Annotated in this window: 15 protein-coding genes; 13 read left to right on the forward strand and 2 right to left on the reverse strand. The window is 44.5% G+C overall.

Translation table 11 applies throughout. From position 1 onward, the window contains the following. Nucleotides 1-10: 10 nt before the first annotated feature. Nucleotides 11-253, reverse strand: a complete 243-nt coding sequence (locus tag MKX97_RS08110; RefSeq protein ID WP_078816586.1) for a DUF2627 domain-containing protein — start codon at nucleotides 251-253, stop codon at nucleotides 11-13. Between the two features lie 198 nt (nucleotides 254-451). Here MKX97_RS08110 and MKX97_RS08115 point away from each other — a divergent pair, with 198 nt between their 5' ends. From MKX97_RS08115 to MKX97_RS08155, 9 genes are all read left to right on the forward strand, one after another. Then, complete coding sequence (locus tag MKX97_RS08115) at nucleotides 452-1,555, forward strand: Glu/Leu/Phe/Val dehydrogenase (RefSeq protein WP_342537493.1); 1,104 nt, start codon at nucleotides 452-454, stop codon at nucleotides 1,553-1,555. A 115-nt stretch (nucleotides 1,556-1,670) separates the two neighbouring features. Further along, nucleotides 1,671-3,098, forward strand: a complete 1,428-nt coding sequence (gene lpdA / locus MKX97_RS08120) for a dihydrolipoyl dehydrogenase (protein WP_040758778.1) — start codon at nucleotides 1,671-1,673, stop codon at nucleotides 3,096-3,098. Between the two features lie 13 nt (nucleotides 3,099-3,111). Beyond that, nucleotides 3,112-4,116 (forward strand): thiamine pyrophosphate-dependent dehydrogenase E1 component subunit alpha, encoded by a 1,005-nt coding sequence (locus tag MKX97_RS08125; protein ID WP_009496773.1) that lies wholly within the window; start codon nucleotides 3,112-3,114, stop codon nucleotides 4,114-4,116. Beyond that, a complete protein-coding gene (locus MKX97_RS08130; protein ID WP_009496772.1) occupies nucleotides 4,116-5,099 on the forward strand; it encodes an alpha-ketoacid dehydrogenase subunit beta in 984 nt (327 codons plus the stop codon). The genes MKX97_RS08125 and MKX97_RS08130 overlap by 1 nt, the downstream gene beginning before the upstream one ends. A gap of 18 nt (nucleotides 5,100-5,117) precedes the next feature. Next, nucleotides 5,118-6,443 (forward strand): dihydrolipoamide acetyltransferase family protein, encoded by a 1,326-nt coding sequence (locus tag MKX97_RS08135; RefSeq protein ID WP_009496771.1) that lies wholly within the window; start codon nucleotides 5,118-5,120, stop codon nucleotides 6,441-6,443. A gap of 152 nt (nucleotides 6,444-6,595) precedes the next feature. Continuing rightward, nucleotides 6,596-8,269, forward strand: a complete 1,674-nt coding sequence (locus MKX97_RS08140) for a methylmalonyl-CoA mutase family protein (RefSeq protein WP_078816589.1) — start codon at nucleotides 6,596-6,598, stop codon at nucleotides 8,267-8,269. Continuing rightward, on the forward strand, nucleotides 8,262-10,418 hold the full coding sequence (scpA, locus tag MKX97_RS08145; protein WP_340758787.1) for a methylmalonyl-CoA mutase: 2,157 nt from the start codon (nucleotides 8,262-8,264) through the stop codon (nucleotides 10,416-10,418). Before MKX97_RS08140 ends, scpA begins: the two co-directional genes overlap by 8 nt. A 32-nt stretch (nucleotides 10,419-10,450) precedes the next feature. Beyond that, a complete protein-coding gene (gene meaB / locus MKX97_RS08150) occupies nucleotides 10,451-11,500 on the forward strand; it encodes a methylmalonyl Co-A mutase-associated GTPase MeaB (protein ID WP_342537494.1) in 1,050 nt (349 codons plus the stop codon). Between the two features lie 110 nt (nucleotides 11,501-11,610). After that, entirely contained in the window at nucleotides 11,611-12,051 is a 441-nt protein-coding gene (locus tag MKX97_RS08155; RefSeq protein WP_009496767.1) for a BrxA/BrxB family bacilliredoxin, read from the forward strand. Nucleotides 12,052-12,152: 101 nt separating this feature from the next. On the opposite strand, the gene prli42 is transcribed toward MKX97_RS08155, so the two are convergent. After that, on the reverse strand, nucleotides 12,153-12,248 hold the full coding sequence (gene prli42 / locus MKX97_RS08160) for a stressosome-associated protein Prli42 (RefSeq protein WP_150103610.1): 96 nt from the start codon (nucleotides 12,246-12,248) through the stop codon (nucleotides 12,153-12,155). A gap of 126 nt (nucleotides 12,249-12,374) precedes the next feature. On the opposite strand from prli42, the gene mce reads away from it, so the two are divergent. The 4 genes from mce to MKX97_RS08180 all read left to right on the forward strand — a co-directional run bounded on the left by mce (nucleotide 12,375) and on the right by MKX97_RS08180 (nucleotide 16,170). Next, nucleotides 12,375-12,782, forward strand: a complete 408-nt coding sequence (gene mce, locus MKX97_RS08165) for a methylmalonyl-CoA epimerase (RefSeq protein WP_078816591.1) — start codon at nucleotides 12,375-12,377, stop codon at nucleotides 12,780-12,782. Nucleotides 12,783-12,785: 3 nt separating this feature from the next. After that, on the forward strand, nucleotides 12,786-14,333 hold the full coding sequence (locus tag MKX97_RS08170; protein WP_009496765.1) for an acyl-CoA carboxylase subunit beta: 1,548 nt from the start codon (nucleotides 12,786-12,788) through the stop codon (nucleotides 14,331-14,333). 188 nt (nucleotides 14,334-14,521) lie between these two features. Further along, complete coding sequence (locus MKX97_RS08175) at nucleotides 14,522-15,649, forward strand: M20/M25/M40 family metallo-hydrolase (RefSeq protein ID WP_340758788.1); 1,128 nt, start codon at nucleotides 14,522-14,524, stop codon at nucleotides 15,647-15,649. A gap of 47 nt (nucleotides 15,650-15,696) precedes the next feature. After that, nucleotides 15,697-16,170 carry a chemotaxis protein CheW gene (locus MKX97_RS08180; RefSeq protein ID WP_245799411.1) on the forward strand — a complete coding sequence of 158 codons (474 nt, stop codon included), beginning with the start codon at nucleotides 15,697-15,699 and terminating at the stop codon, nucleotides 16,168-16,170. Nucleotides 16,171-16,235: the final 65 nt, after the last annotated feature.

Consider the following 16,235-nt stretch of genomic DNA (forward strand, 5'->3'; position numbering starts at 1 on the left):
CTTGATCCTTTTATTTCATGTCTTTTTTAAATCGGTCAGCCACTCTGCCGTTTCTCCGATCGCGTCGCAGCAAAAATCCTGCAAAGAATCCTAACCCTGCTGCGAATAATAGAAAACCGCCTAAAAACTGCAGCCAGATGAATGGAAATGGCTGAAAAAGTTGCCCGAACAAAGAATCACGCATTAATTTAATACCGAGCGCTGCTGCAATTCCTGGAATTAAAAGAACGATAAACGCAGCTAGACGTGCCATAAGATTCAACCCCTTATCCTATTTAATTTTACCGTGTAAGGATGGATTGTCAAGGCTTGCGGCATCATGTAGGATGGAGATATAGACATTGTGTTAACAAGCATGAAAAGTATATTGATATTTGTCAAAGTTGCTTTCTTGCGGTAAGAAATCTAAAATTAATTACATACAAATACTATTTTACTAACTTGGAGGGATATACGAATGGAAATGTTTACTTACATGGAAGATCACGACTACGAACAATTGGTGCTTTGCTATGATAAAACATCTGGATTGAAGGCGGTCATCGCGATTCACGACACAACACTTGGGCCTGCATTAGGCGGTGCGCGTATGTGGACGTATGAGAGCGAAGAAGCAGCGATTGAAGATGCGTTACGTCTAGCAAAAGGAATGACATACAAAAACGCGGCGGCCGGTCTAAATCTAGGTGGCGGAAAAACGGTCATTATCGGCGATCCGAAAAAAGATAAAAATGATGAATTATTCCGTGCGCTAGGACGCTACATCGAAGGTTTGAATGGTCGGTACATTACAGCTGAAGACGTAGGAACTACTGAATTCGATATGGACTTGATTCACTTGGAAACAGACTATGTAACAGGCATTTCCTCCGGTCAAGGCACTTCAGGGAATCCATCTCCGGTCACGGCTCTTGGGATTTACAAAGGGATGAAAGCTGCTGCCAAAGAAGCTTTTGGCGATGATTCATTGAAAGGCAAAACGATTGCGGTCCAAGGTGTCGGAAATGTAGCGTATACTTTATGTGAGTATTTACATAATGAAGGTGCTCATCTGATCGTTGCTGATATAAATAAGCAAGCAGTTCAATGCGCAGTAGAAGCATTCGATGCAAAGGCTGTCGAGACGGATGAAATCTATTCTCAGGAAGCAGATATCTTCGCTCCATGTGCACTAGGCGCCGTCATCAATGATGAAACGATCCCGCAATTTAAAGTGAAAGTGATCGCTGGATCAGCCAATAACCAATTGAAAGCACCGGAGCATGGAGATCGCCTGCATGAAATGGGAATCGTTTACGCACCGGATTATGTCATTAATTCTGGCGGCGTCATCAACGTGGCAGACGAACTCATAGGATACAATAAAGAACGCGCATTGAAGCGTGTCGAAGGAATTTACGATACAATCGCCAAGATCTTTGAAATTTCAAAAAGAGACAGCATTCCTTCCTATCAGGCTGCCGATCGTTTAGCAGAAGAACGGATCGCAAGAGTGGGCGCAACGAGAAACACCTTCTTGCGCAACGAAAAGAACATTCTTTCAAATAAAAAATAAATAGTACTACCTAAGTAAAGGAAGCGGCAGACAGCTAGTAAACTGTATGCCGCTGAAATTGCGTGCTTTCTTTACAGTAGGACATTCAAAACATAGATGGAAGGGGTCCTATATTTTGAGCAATGAATACGACTTAGTGATCTTAGGCGGCGGAACTGGCGGGTACGTGGCAGCCATCCGTGCAGCCCAGCTCGGCTTAAAAACAGCCATCGTGGAAAAATCAAAGCTAGGCGGAACGTGCTTGCATAATGGATGCATTCCAAGCAAGGCGATGCTGAAAAGTGCAGAAGTATACCGCCTTGCTCGTGAAGAAGCGGACGAATTTGGTGTCAAAACAGGTGAGGTCTCGTTAGATTTCCCTCAAGTGCAAAAAAGAAAGAATAAAATCGTGGATCAATTACATGCAGGCATCCAAAGTTTAATGAAAAAGGGAAAAATTGACGTCTTTCAAGGAAAGGGAAGAATCCTTGGAGCTTCCATTTTCTCTCCTATGCCTGGAACCATTTCAGTAGAGATGGACAATGGTCAAGAAAATGAAATTTTATTATTAAAGAATTTAATCATAGCGACCGGGTCAAAACCGAAAACGCTGCCTGGACTGGACATTGACGAACAACAAGTGTTGACTTCAGACGGTGCACTTGCAATGAAGGACCTCCCAGCTTCGATTACAATCATAGGCGGTGGAGTGATTGGTATTGAATGGGCATCCATGCTGAATGATTTTGGTGTCAAAGTAACAGTTCTTGATCGTTTGAAGCAGATTTTAGCTACTGAGGATCGCGAAGTGGCGCTAACTGTACAAAAAGCATTAGAAAAGCGTGGCGTCACATTTGCATTAGGGGCCGATATCAAGACCGACACTCTCCAGAAAAGAACGGATAGCGTGACGATCTCTTATAAAATAGGGGAAGACGTACAGTCGGTCAGCAGTGAAAAACTGCTTGTTTCTGTTGGACGGTCACCGGTCACAGATGACATCGGGCTTCAGAACACGGATATTCAGGTAGAGAATGGGTTTATTCAGACTGCCAAAACCTATCAAACGAAAGATCAGCATATTTATGCGATCGGCGATGTCATCGGTGGCCTTCAATTAGCGCATGTCGCGGAGCATGAAGGACTATTTGCTGTCGATCATATCGCGGGGATCACGCGAGACTCGATCGATTATGAGTTGGTACCTAGATGTGTCTACTCATTTCCTGAAACGGCTGCTGTAGGTTTGACTGAACAGCAGGCAAAGAACAGCGGCTTAGCAGTGAAAATCGGAAAATTCCCGTTCAAAGCAAATGGAAAAGCTTTGGTAAATGGACATTCGGATGGATTTGTCAAAATTATAGTGGATCAACAATCCAATGATATTTTAGGTGTTCATATGGTAGGTCCGCATGTCACGGACCTCATTTCTGAAGCGGGGCTCGCCATGGTGCTGAATGCGATACCTTGGGAAGTTTCCACGACCATTCATCCCCATCCAACACTGTCAGAAGCATTCAGTGAAGCGGCACTAGCTGTAGAAGGACTCGCCATTCATATGTAAAGGGGGAAGCGAAATGAACAATCGGCACATTGAATTAGGATTGACAGATGAAGCGGTTTTACAAATGTACGAGACCATGTTAATGGCTCGTCGCTTGGATGAACGGATGTGGTTGTTGAATCGTTCAGGAAAAATCCCATTTGTCATCTCATGTCAAGGGCAGGAAGCGGCTCAAGTTGGCGCTGCATTTGCGCTGAATCACGAGAAGGACTGGATTGCACCTTATTATCGGGACATGGGTGTAGTCTTGCATTTTGGTATGACACCTAAAGAGTTGATGTTGTCAGCTTTTGCAAAAGCCGAAGATCCAAACTCGGGTGGTCGACAAATGCCAGGTCATTTCGGCCAGCGTAAAAATAGGATTTTAACAGGTTCATCTCCTGTTACGACTCAATTACCGCATGCAGTTGGAGTAGCGCTTGCGGCTAAAATGAATAAAGAAGATTTTATCACTTTTGTGACGTTAGGCGAAGGTTCATCGAATCAAGGAGATTTCCATGAAGGGATGAACTTTGCAGGAGTCCATAAATTGCCGACCGTGGTGATGGTTGAAAACAATAAATATGCCATTTCTGTTCCTGCCAGTAAACAACTTGCTTGTGAACATGTTTCGGATCGCGCTGTAGGCTATGGCATGCCAGGCGTAACGATTGACGGTACGGACCCTCTGAATGTCTATGAAGCAGTTAAAAAAGCGGCAGACCGCGCAAGAAGCGGAGAGGGACCAACATTGGTAGAAGCGGTGTGTTATCGTCTAACAGCACATTCATCTGATGATGATCAACGCCTGTACAGAGATGCGGAAGAATTGGAAAACGAAAAGAAGTTGGATCCGTTACTGACATTTATCCACTACTTACAAGAAGCAAATGTATTGACCGAGGAAAAGCACAATGAAATAGAAGAACGGGTCAACCAAATTGTAGATGAGGCCACGGAATATGCGGAATTGGCTCCTTACGCAAAACCTGAACATGCATTGCGCTATGTGTATGATGAAAAGGGAGGCGAAGCCTAATGACCGTTCGTTCATTTATAGATGCCATCAACTTAGCGATGAAAGAAGAAATGGAACGTGATGATCAGGTATTCGTACTAGGGGAAGATGTCGGACGAAAAGGCGGTGTATTTAAAGCGACGACCGGACTCTACGATCAGTTTGGAGAATATCGTTCTCTGGATACGCCTCTTGCGGAATCGGCAATTGCTGGTGTTGCGATTGGTGCAGCGATGTATGGGATGCGTCCAATTGCGGAAATGCAATTTGCAGATTTCATCATGCCTGCAGTCAATCAAATCGTTTCTGAAGCGGCAAAGATTCGATATCGTTCGAACAATGATTGGTCTTGCCCAGTCGTGATACGAGCTCCATTCGGCGGCGGAGTGCACGGTGCGCTCTATCACTCGCAATCGGTTGAATCGATGTTCGCCTCGACGCCGGGGTTGAAAATCGTCATCCCATCCACGCCTTATGACGCCAAGGGACTGTTGAAAGCAGCTGTGCGGGATGAAGATCCAGTGCTATTTTTTGAACATAAGCGGGCTTATCGTTTAATCAAAGGGGAAGTTCCGGATGAAGATTATGTTCTTCCAATCGGCAAGGCAGATTGTAAACGTGAGGGGGATGATCTTACCATCATCACCTATGGTCTGTGTGTCCATTTTGCTTTGCAAGCAGCAGAACGATTGGCGGAAGACGGCATTTCAGCCCATATCCTGGATTTGCGTACTGTCTATCCGTTAGACCGTGAAGCGATCATCGAAGCAGCTTCGAAGACGGGGAAAGTGTTGCTAGTGACGGAAGATAATCTCGAAGGCAGCATCATGAGCGAGGTTTCCGCTATCATTGCCGAACATTGCCTATTCGAACTGGATGCTCCGATTAAACGGTTAGCAGCACCTGATGTACCTGCCATGCCTTATGCACCTTCTATGGAGAAGTTCTTCATGATGAATCCGGAAAAAGTAGAGCAGGCGGCGAGGGAATTAGCAGAATTCTAGTTTAAGGAGGCGTGTGTTATGGGGATTGAAAAAATTACCATGCCACAGCTCGGTGAGAGTGTGACAGAAGGTACGATTGAAAAGTGGTTAGTCGGAGTCGGTGATACGGTTAGCAAATATGATGCATTAGCGGAAGTTACAACGGATAAAGTGACAGCCGAAATTCCATCTTCATTTGCTGGTAAAATCACTGAAATTGTCGCACAAGAAGGCGAGACGATAGAAGTTGGCGAAACGGTTTGTCTGATTGAAGCAGAAGAGACCGGCCAAAAACCAGTTGTCGAAGCATCTGTTCAAAAAAATGTCCAGCCAGCTGAAGATCAAAGAGCAGAACAGCCGAAAGAGAAACAACCTGCGAAACCAGCAGCTATAGGGAAAGCGGCTGGAAGATATTCGCCTGCTGTCTTAAAACTGTCGCAAGAACACGATATTGATCTGAAGCAAGTGGTAGGAACAGGTCGTGAAGGCAGAATTACGAGGAAAGATATTCTAGCGTTCATTGATGGCGGAGGAAATTCCGCGTATGAACAGCCGGAAGTTCCTTCCAAACAAGAACAGCCGGCACAGCAAGAACTAGCTTCTTCTAACGATAGACAGTCCGGAATTGAGCAAGACATTACACCAACTATTCAACTCGAAAATGGGGATATCGAGATTCCTGTGACGAGTGTCCGACGTGCTATCGCCAAAAATATGGTTCGTTCAGTAACGGAAGCTCCGCACGCATGGATGATGTTGGAAGTAGATGTAACAGACCTGGTATTGTTGCGAGAAAATGTGAAAGCTGAATTTAAAGAAAAAGAAGGCTTTAATTTAACCTACTTTGCATTCTTCATCAAAGCTGTTTCCCAGGCATTGAAGGAATTCCCTGCCGTTAATTCTATGTGGGCAGGGGATAAGATCATCATGAAAAAAGATGTCAATATCTCGATTGCTGTAGCGACAGATGATGCTTTGTATGTACCGGTCATCAAACAAACAGATGAAAAAACGATCAAGGCACTTGCGCGTGATATACATGAACTGGCAGGGAAAGTCCGCAACGGCAAATTGCAGACGAAAGACATGCAAGGCGGCACATTCACCGTTAACAACACAGGTTCGTTCGGTTCTGTACAGTCTATGGGGATTATAAATTACCCTCAGGCCGCTATTTTGCAAGTGGAGACGATCGTTAAGCGGCCAGTTGTCATGAATAATGGGATGGTAGCTGTGCGTGATATCGTCAATTTATGCTTATCTTTAGATCATCGTGTATTGGATGGTTTAGTATGCGGTCGTTTCCTGGCACGCATAAAAGAGTTATTGGAAAATATGTCAAAAGAAACGACATCACTTTATTGAGAAAAAACAACTTTCAGTCTAACACCTGAAGGTTGTTTTTTAGGAATGATTTAGAAGATCAGGAGAAAACTTCTGATTTTTCTCTTTCTTCATATAGCTCTCTACGGTACACTAGAAATATAGATGGTTTAAAAGAGGGAAGGAGCACCATTATGCCTATACATAAAATGAAAACATTCACATTTACAGCACCTTCTTACGAAGACTGGGAACATGCTGCTGTGCAATCATTAAAAGGGAAACCTTTTGAATCGCTACGTACAAAGACGGCAGAAGGAATTGATTTGATGCCCCTGTACACGAAAGAGCATCTGGATCAGCAAAAGGTTTCACGCGTTACGAAGCCTCATTTTGGATGGACGATCGCGCAACCTGTCAGTGCAGAAAATGGGCAGCAGTTTCTGTTGAATTTAAAAGAATCATTGGAAAGAGGCAACCAAGCTATCGTTTACAATGGTTTAACGCCTCTGTCCTGGCGTGAGCAGGATTTGCGGGAGTTGGCGGAGTTGCTGACGAAATATCCGATTCTTTTTACAGAGATTGAAAAAGAGGATCCTATTTTGCAAGCCTTTACATTTGTGGACTTACAGGATCGTGGAAATGTAAAGGGTATCTTTACTAGCAGCATCGGCGTTTTGCCAGAAGGATTTTCTGAAATCAAGACGAAAGGGGCAGATCTCTGGTTAGCGCATCATGAAGGAGCCGATGCGGTTACGGAACTAGCTGTAAGTCTGGCTATTGCCGCTGAACTTGCCGAAGAAGCTGCGACTTTTGAAGAATTTACAAATGGATTTTATGCCCGTTTTGCTACAGATACGCATTTCTTTATGGAAATTGCGAAATTCCGTGCTTTCCGTGTGTTATGGAAATTATTTAATGAAGCGTACGGAGTCGAAGATCCGAAGCAAGTCCCATTACTTGCGATTACTTCCTTGCGCTCTTATTCGAAACTCGACCCATACGTTAATTTATTGCGTGGCGGGAATTCCGCGTTCGCTGCTGTTCTTGGAGGAGCGGATTGGTTGACGGTGCTTCCGCATGACGTGCTGACAGGCACTTCGTCCAGCTCGAATCGCTATGCGCGGAATATCCAGTTGATATTGAAGGAAGAGACGCATATCGATCAAGTACTCGACCCTGCAGGTGGTTCGTATTTTATCGAGACATTGACAGCGGACTTGATTCGCAAAGCGTGGAACAAATTTTTAGCGATAGAAGAGAGCGGCGGCTATCAATCATTTTTGCAGTCTGGCGAACTTAGTGTGTTGTATGCGAATCGGCAAAAAGAGACAGCTAGCGGTAAAAAGTCACTGATCGGAACGAATGTCTATGCGGAATTGACCGAGGCGAATTTTGATCATTCCCCGGCTATTGCGGTTTCCAAACGCTTGGCTGAGCCATTTGAAAATCTACGTGCGAGCCGAAAAGAGGAACTGCCAAAGACCGTTTTACTGAACTTTGGTGCGTTGAAAGATTATAAGCCTCGTGCGGACTTTGTCAGTGGATTTCTGGCAGTTGGAGGAATCGAAGCGATATGGAGCCCTTCTTTTGATTCAATCGACCAAGCGCTCGTTTGGATTCAAAAAGAACGGCCGGATTACGCAGTGATTTGCGCACCTCCAACACAAGTAGAAGATATAGTTGCAGACTTCTTGAAAGAAAAATCAGCCGAATGCATCGTCGATGTTGCTGGAAAATATGATCAAAAAGTTTCCGGTCAGTGGATTGCAAATGGATTGCATGGCTTCATTTTTGCCGGTCAAGATAAAATAGCTAAGCTAAATGAAATTGCAGACATCAAGAAAGGAGGTCATTCAGTTGAGTAAACCAAATTTTCGTAAAGTGGATCTTGAACGATCATTGAATGAGCTGTCACAACAGACGCAGTCTAAAGAAGCTTTTACGACCAATGAAGGAATTGCTGTATCGCCGGTTTATACTTCAAAAGACATTAAATCAACGGAACATTTATCCGATTATCCTGGAATCGCACCGAATACACGCGGTCCCTATCCAACGATGTATGTGGCACGGCCATGGACGGTTAGACAATATGCGGGCTTCTCGACTGCTGAAGAGAGTAATGCTTTTTATCGCCGAAATCTCGCAATGGGACAGAAAGGATTATCTGTCGCTTTTGACTTGGCAACCCACCGAGGTTACGACTCCGACCACCCGCGTGTAACAGGTGATGTGGGAAAAGCAGGTGTTGCGATTGATTCAATTGAAGATATGAAGATTTTGTTTGACGGAATCCCGCTTGATCAAATGTCTGTCTCGATGACAATGAACGGCGCAGTCTTACCGATAATGGCATTTTATATCGTAGCGGCAGAGGAGCAAGGCGTCTCTCCTGAAAAACTGTCAGGAACTATCCAAAATGATATTTTAAAGGAATACATGGTGCGGAACACGTATATTTTCCCACCAGCCATGTCCATGCGGATTATCGCAGATATATTCGCTTATACTTCCCAAAACATGCCGAAGTTTAACTCCATCTCTATTTCAGGCTATCATATGCAGGAAGCCGGAGCGACAGCGGATATTGAACTTGCTTATACGCTCGCGGATGGTCTCGAATATGTCCGTACCGGATTGCAGGCAGGAATTGACATTGATTCCTTTGCTCCGCGATTGTCATTTTTCTGGGCGATCGGTATGAACTACTTCATGGAAATAGCGAAAATGAGAGCGGCACGCAAAATTTGGGCGCAGATGATGCAGTCGTTTGATCCGAAAAACCCGAAAACGCTTGCTTTGCGTACTCATTCACAAACTTCCGGTTGGAGTTTGACAGAGCAAGATCCATTCAATAACGTCACACGTACGCTAGTGGAAGCAAATGCAGCAGCGATGGGCCATACTCAGTCCTTGCATACGAATGCGCTGGACGAAGCAATTGCATTGCCGACAGACTTCTCTGCACGAATCGCACGGAATACTCAATTGTTCTTGCAAGAAGAGACGATGATGACAAAAGTAATCGATCCGTGGGGCGGCTCCTATTATGTAGAGAAATTGACGGAAGAATTGATGGAGAAAGCTTGGGACTTAATAGAGGAAATCGAGTCGTTAGGCGGCATGGCAGAAGCAATCGAGACAGGGTTGCCGAAAATGAAGATTGAAGAAGCGGCTGCGAAACGCCAAGCTAAAATTGATTCGCGTGCAGAAACAATCGTAGGCGTAAATAAATACCGACTCGATACGGAAGATGCAATCGATATTTTAGATATCGACAATACGCTTGTGCGCCAAAAGCAAATAGACCGTATTAACGAAATGAAAGAGAGTCGTAATGAACAAGATGTCCAAGCTGCACTGTCGGCGCTTAAGCAATCTGCTGAAAGTGGAGAAGGCAACTTGCTGGCATTGGCAGTCGATGCAGCGAGGGCGCGTGCGACAATCGGTGAAATTTCAGATGCAATTGAATCTGTATCGGGCAGACATAAGGCGGTGATCCGTTCAGTGAGTGGTGTATACAGTTCCAACTTCTCCAATGAAGAAGAGATTCAGGAAGTTAAAGACATGACAGACGAGTTTCTTGAAAATGAAGGGCGCCGTCCGCGGATCTTGATTGCCAAAATGGGGCAGGATGGACATGACCGCGGAGCGAAAGTAATTGCATCTTCATTTGCAGATTTAGGATTCGACGTGGATATCGGACCCTTATTTCAGACTCCGGAAGAAACCGCGCTGCAGGCAGCAGAAAACGATGTTCACGTGATCGGAGTTAGTTCGCTGGCGGCAGGTCATAAGACATTGGTGCCGACATTGCGGGAAGAGTTGAAGAAAATCGGGCGCGAAGATATTTTAGTCGTCGTCGGTGGGGTAATACCTGCGCAAGATTATGATTTCTTGCGTAAGAATGGCGCTTCCGCAATCTTTGGGCCGGGTACGGTGATTCCGGTGGCGGCTCAAAAAGTAATTGAGGAAATCTACCGACAGTTAGGTTATGAGGAAGTGATGGATTGACGAACAGGCAAAACGGACGAGATGATTCAGCAATGCATGTGATGCGCGGAATAGAATCGACACATGATGGGTTTGTTGCCTCTTCACGTAAACGCTTTGTTAAGAAAGATCCCACCGATACAAACCTTGATTCTTTACGCACGGAAATTGAAAATGGTTCACGCTTGCATTTGGCCAAGGGAATTACATTGCTGGAAAGTACAAAACAGAGTGATAAGCGATTAGGACAAGATATTTTGACAAAACTGTTGCCGAAGACTGGTAATTGTATTCGAATTGGCATTACAGGAGTTCCCGGTGCAGGTAAAAGTACATTTATCGAAGCCTTTGGTTTGATGCTTGCCGATATGGGCTATAAAGTCGCAGTGCTCGCGGTTGATCCTAGTTCGACGTTGACCGGCGGTAGCATATTAGGTGATAAAACCCGTATGGAGGAGCTGGCACGTCATCAAAATGCATTTATTCGGCCTTCTCCTTCCGCTGGTACACTTGGCGGGGTGCATAAGAGAACACGTGAAACGATGCTACTTTGTGAAGCTGCGGGTTATGATGTCATCTTGATTGAAACGGTAGGCGTTGGGCAGGGTGAAACGCTCGTTCGAGGCATGGTCGATTATTTCCTGCTCCTGGTGTTAACAGGCGCAGGAGATGAACTTCAAGGGATGAAAAAAGGGATTATGGAGCTGACAGATGGCATCGTTGTCCATAAAAACGATGGAGGCAATAAGCCGCTTGTGAAGAAGACTGTCAGAGAATACAATCGTATTTTACACATGTTACAGCCGGCTTCTCCTGGCTGGACGTCCACTGCCCAGGCGGTTTCCTCCATTGAGAGAACTGGTTTGAAGGAAGTGTGGGAGACCATTCTGCAGTTTCAACAAGAGATGATCGATACGGATTATTGGCAAACTAGACGCCAACTTCAAACAAGAGATTGGTTCCACTCAATGATAAAAGATCATTTGATTGATTCGTTTTTTGCGGAACAAGGTCGGAAAACTCAAGTTAAAGGGTTGGAAGAAGAATTATTGGAAGGTACAGTCACTGTATCCGGTGCAATCGATCGATTGTTTTCTTCTTGATTACTTCTTGATTTCTAGTCTAATATGCTATGATTGAAGAGGATGGCCAATCGTTGTTTAACGGTTACGGCTATCACAATTATACGTAACAAGAAGGGGGATATTGTAAAATGACAATGAACTTTGATTTTTACATGAATGATATTACAAGCCAAGCGAGATCTGAGATGGAAGCGAGCGGCTATGAGCAATTGCAAACACCTGAACAAGTGGAGGAAGCATTCAATCGTCCAGGAACTACTCTCGTTATGGTGAATTCAGTTTGCGGCTGTGCCGGCGGAATTGCACGCCCGGCAGCTGCACATGCGGTTCATTATGATAAGCGCCCGGACCATTTGGTAACCGTATTTGCAGGGCAAGACAAAGAAGCGACAGCTCAAGCACGTATGCACTTTGGTGAAGACCATATTCCATCCTCACCTTCATTCGCACTATTGAAGGACGGAAAACTCGTCTCTGAAGTAGGTCGTTTCGAAATTGAAGGTCACGATCCAATGTCCGTCGTCGTGAACTTGCAAAGTCAGTTCGAAGAGTATTGTGAAGAACTCTAACAAAAGCGGAATGCGCTGTTTAGCTTCGACAAACGCTGGATGTCCAACAGCTGCAAAATAAAAACAGTTCGCATGTGTTACATGCGAACTGTCATTATAGCTTAAAGTAACATACTGAGGCCCATGACTAGAGTGGAAGCAACCATAGCCGCCACCATAATATAGACAACTACTTTTTGAATTTTTTTATTACTCACGCAACAAGACTCCTTACACGTTGAAATAGGTTTAGCTCTATTTTAACAGAATCATGGATTTTCACAACTAGAATGACTGTTCTATAGAAAGAATCAATTACAAGTTGCCAAGGGGAGAGATGTCCTATGAATAAGGTAGATCATATCGGGATTGCGGTTAAGAATATAGAAGAATCAATGGACTACTACATACATACACTCGGATTGGAAGTCATGGCGATTGAAGAAGTGGCGAGCCAAGGTGTCAAAGTGGCTTTTATCGATGCGCATAATGTGAAAATCGAATTGCTTGAGCCCATGACGGAAAGCAGTCCAATCGCTAAATTTATAGCTAAGCGCGGTGAAGGAGTACATCATATTGCATTTGGCGTCTCGGACATTCGCACTAGAATGAAAGAATTACATGAAAAAGGGGTTCAGCTGCTGCAAGATGAACCGAAACCTGGTGCTGGCGGAGCGGAAGTTGCGTTTTTGCATCCGAAATCATCTTATGGTGTGCTGTATGAATTATGTGAAAAGACAAAGGGGGAGTAAGGGATGGATATTTACGATAAAATTAATGAGTTGTATGACAAAAAGCGAGAAATTGAGCTGGGCGGCGGGGACGAGCGAATCATTAAGCAACATGAAAAAGGCAAGCTGACAGCGCGGGAACGAATTGAACTATTGGTGGACGAAGGATCTTTCGTGGAATTAAACCCATTCGTAGTCCATCGTACTCGTGATTTTGGCATGGACAAGCAAGTAGGGCCTGGGGATGGAGTGGTAACAGGATATGCAAAAATCCACGGCCGTCCAATTTACTTGTTCTCACAAGATTTCACAGTGTTCGGTGGAGCTCTTGGAGAAATGCATGCAATGAAAATAGCGAATGTGATGGATTTGGCAGCTAAGAATGGTGCACCGTTCATTGGATTAAACGATTCGGGTGGCGCGCGAATCCAAGAAGGCGTATTATCTCTTGATGGATATGGAGAGATTTTCTATCGTAACTCGATTTATTCCGGCGTGATTCCACAAATCTCTGTTATTTTAGGGCCTTGTGCAGGTGGCGCAGTTTATTCGCCTGCTATTACGGATTTCGTCATTATGACAGATCAAACGAGCCAAATGTTTATCACAGGACCGAAAGTTATTGAAACCGTTACAGGTGAGAAAATTACTTCAGAAGGTCTTGGCGGCGCGAAAGTGCATAACACAATTAGTGGGAATGCACACTTGCGTGGTGAAAACGAGGAAGTCGTACTGAATAAGGTGCGTGATTTACTGTCCTATCTGCCGCAAAATAATAATGAAAAAACACCGGTTCAGCCATATGAAGAGCAGGATGATTACCGCGAGAATTTAGCGGACGTTGTACCTTACGAGACGATCCGTCCATATGACGTGCGTAAAGTACTTGAGCAGGTAGTGGATGAAGGTACGTTCTTTGAAATTCAACCGGAATTCGCAAAAAATGCGGTCGTTGGGTATGCACGTATGAAAGGTGAAACAGTTGGCTTCATTTGTAATCAGCCGAAAGTCATGGCTGGGGGGCTGGATATCGATTCTTCCGATAAAATCGCACGTTTTATTCGCACATGTGATTCATTCAATATTCCGTTGATCACGTTTGAAGATGTGACGGGCTTCTTCCCGGGCATCAAACAGGAACATGGGGGGATTATCCGTCACGGAGCGAAGATTCTTTACGCATATTCTGAAGCAACCGTGCCGAAAATCACATTGATTTTGCGTAAAGCATTCGGCGGTGCCTATGTCGCACTGAACTCCAAGTCCATCGGTGCAGATGTTGTCTATGCTTGGCCAAATGCTGAAGTAGCGGTTATGGGAGCAGAAGGTGCGGCAAATATCATTTTTGCGCGTGATATTGCGAAAAGTGAAGATCCGGAAGCAACTCGTACAGCGAAAATTGAGGAATACCGTGAAAAGTTCGCCAATCCATATGTAGCAGCTTCACATGGTATGATTGATGATGTCATCGATCCTCGTGAAACACGTATTAAATTATTGCAAGCATTGGAAATGATGCGCAATAAAACAGAAGACCGTCCGAAGAAAAAGCACGGCAATATACCTCTATAAATCAATCACGCCTTAGCGTAATTGCTTCCAGATTTTGAATTGTGCAAGCCCAATTCAAAATCTGTGGAGGTATAATCTTTGTTCAGCGGGTGTTTGGACACCCACTGAACAGGAAATATACCAGCATTCATCTCAACAGCCATAGAGGTGTGAGTCTTTTGCTGAATAAAGATAAGGGAGTCTTTCTTTTGAACAAACAACGATTACTAGATGAATTTTTGGAATTAGTGAAAATTGATTCAGAGACGAAAAATGAACGACAAATTGCGGATGTCCTGACGAAGAAGTTGGAAGCGCTCGGTTTTGAAGTGACGGAAGATGATACAAGTGAAAAAACTGGTCATGGCGCAGGAAATTTAATTGCCAATTTGAAAGGCTCTATTCCTGAAGCAGACCCGATTTATTTCACTTGTCATATGGATACGGTCGTACCGGGCCAGCAGATCCAGCCGGTAGTTAAGGATGATGGATACGTCTACAGTGACGGCACAACGATTTTAGGTGCAGATGATAAAGCCGGGATTGCAGCACTTCTTGAAATGGCGAAAGTTCTTCAAGAACAAAACAAACCGCATGGCGATATTCAGTTCATTATTACGGCAGGCGAAGAAAGCGGATTGGTCGGCGCAAAAGAAATGAATCCCGACGCATTAAAAGCAAAATACGGCTTTGCAATTGATAGTGACGGGAAGGTTGGCGGAATTGTTACCGCAGCTCCTTACCAATCAAAACTATGGACAACAATTTACGGCAAAACCGCGCATGCAGGCGTAGCTCCGGAAAAAGGAATCTCTGCAATTTCACTTGCGGCTAAATCCATTGCGGGGATGAAACTTGGACGAATCGATCACGAGACGACAGCGAATATCGGACGATTTGAAGGCGGACAAGCAACGAATATTGTCTGCGAAGAAGCATTCATTCTTTCGGAAGTTCGCTCGATTAATCCTGAAAAAATGCAAAAGCAAATTGATTCCATGACAGAAAAGTTTGCAACGACTGCCAGCTCGTTAGGCGGACAGGCGGAAACGAAGACAGAGCTGATGTATCCGGGCTTTAATTTAACTGAACAGGAACCGGTCGTACAAGTCGCAATGAAGGCGATCCGAAAAATTGGCCGGGAGCCGAACATCATGACGAGCGGCGGCGGAAGTGATGGCAATGTGTTTAACGGAATGGGTGTTCCGACAGTGACGTTATCTGTAGGATATGAAGAGATCCATACGAAAAATGAGCGCATGCCAATCGAAGAACTGAATTTGCTGACGGAATTATTGCTTGAGATTGTCGAGCAAGCGGCTACGACTGCTGAATAACAAAACTACTAAGAACTTACTTCTCCTGTATGAAAGAAGGTGCAGCTATGCAAACTGTTATTGTGCGAACTGGCAATGAAGAGTACGCGCTACCAGTAGAATCGGTCGTCTCTATCGAAAAACTTGAATACATCACACCCATTCCTCATTTACCCGATTATTTACTAGGTCTGATGAAGTCACGTGGGGAATTGGTGCCTATTTTAGATTTCAGTCAAATTCTTTATCACAAGCCAACGGCACGAGATGAAGAATCTCATGTCGTTGTGCTGGCAACTGATCAGCTGGAAGTGGGACTACTCGTGCTGGATGCGAAAGAGATACTGGATCTGCCTGAAGAAAAGTTGACTTCAACGGCTCTCAAAGCCTATTCCAAAACACCTTACTTCACGACAGTCGCGAACTTAGAAAATCGTGTAATTACTGTCATCGCCCCTAATTTATTGGCCAGTTCTCTTGCAGGTATGGATGAAATATCTGCATATGTGAACGAACAGCGCCAATCGTCGGAAACGGATTGATTGAATATCACATGAATAGAATGTCGACATATTAAGAAAAAGCGGCAAGCTAAATTTGGCTTGCC

The sequence above is a fragment of the Sporosarcina sp. FSL K6-3508 genome, assembly GCF_038615825.1.
GTDB classification, from domain to species: Bacteria; Bacillota; Bacilli; order Bacillales_A; family Planococcaceae; genus Sporosarcina; species Sporosarcina newyorkensis.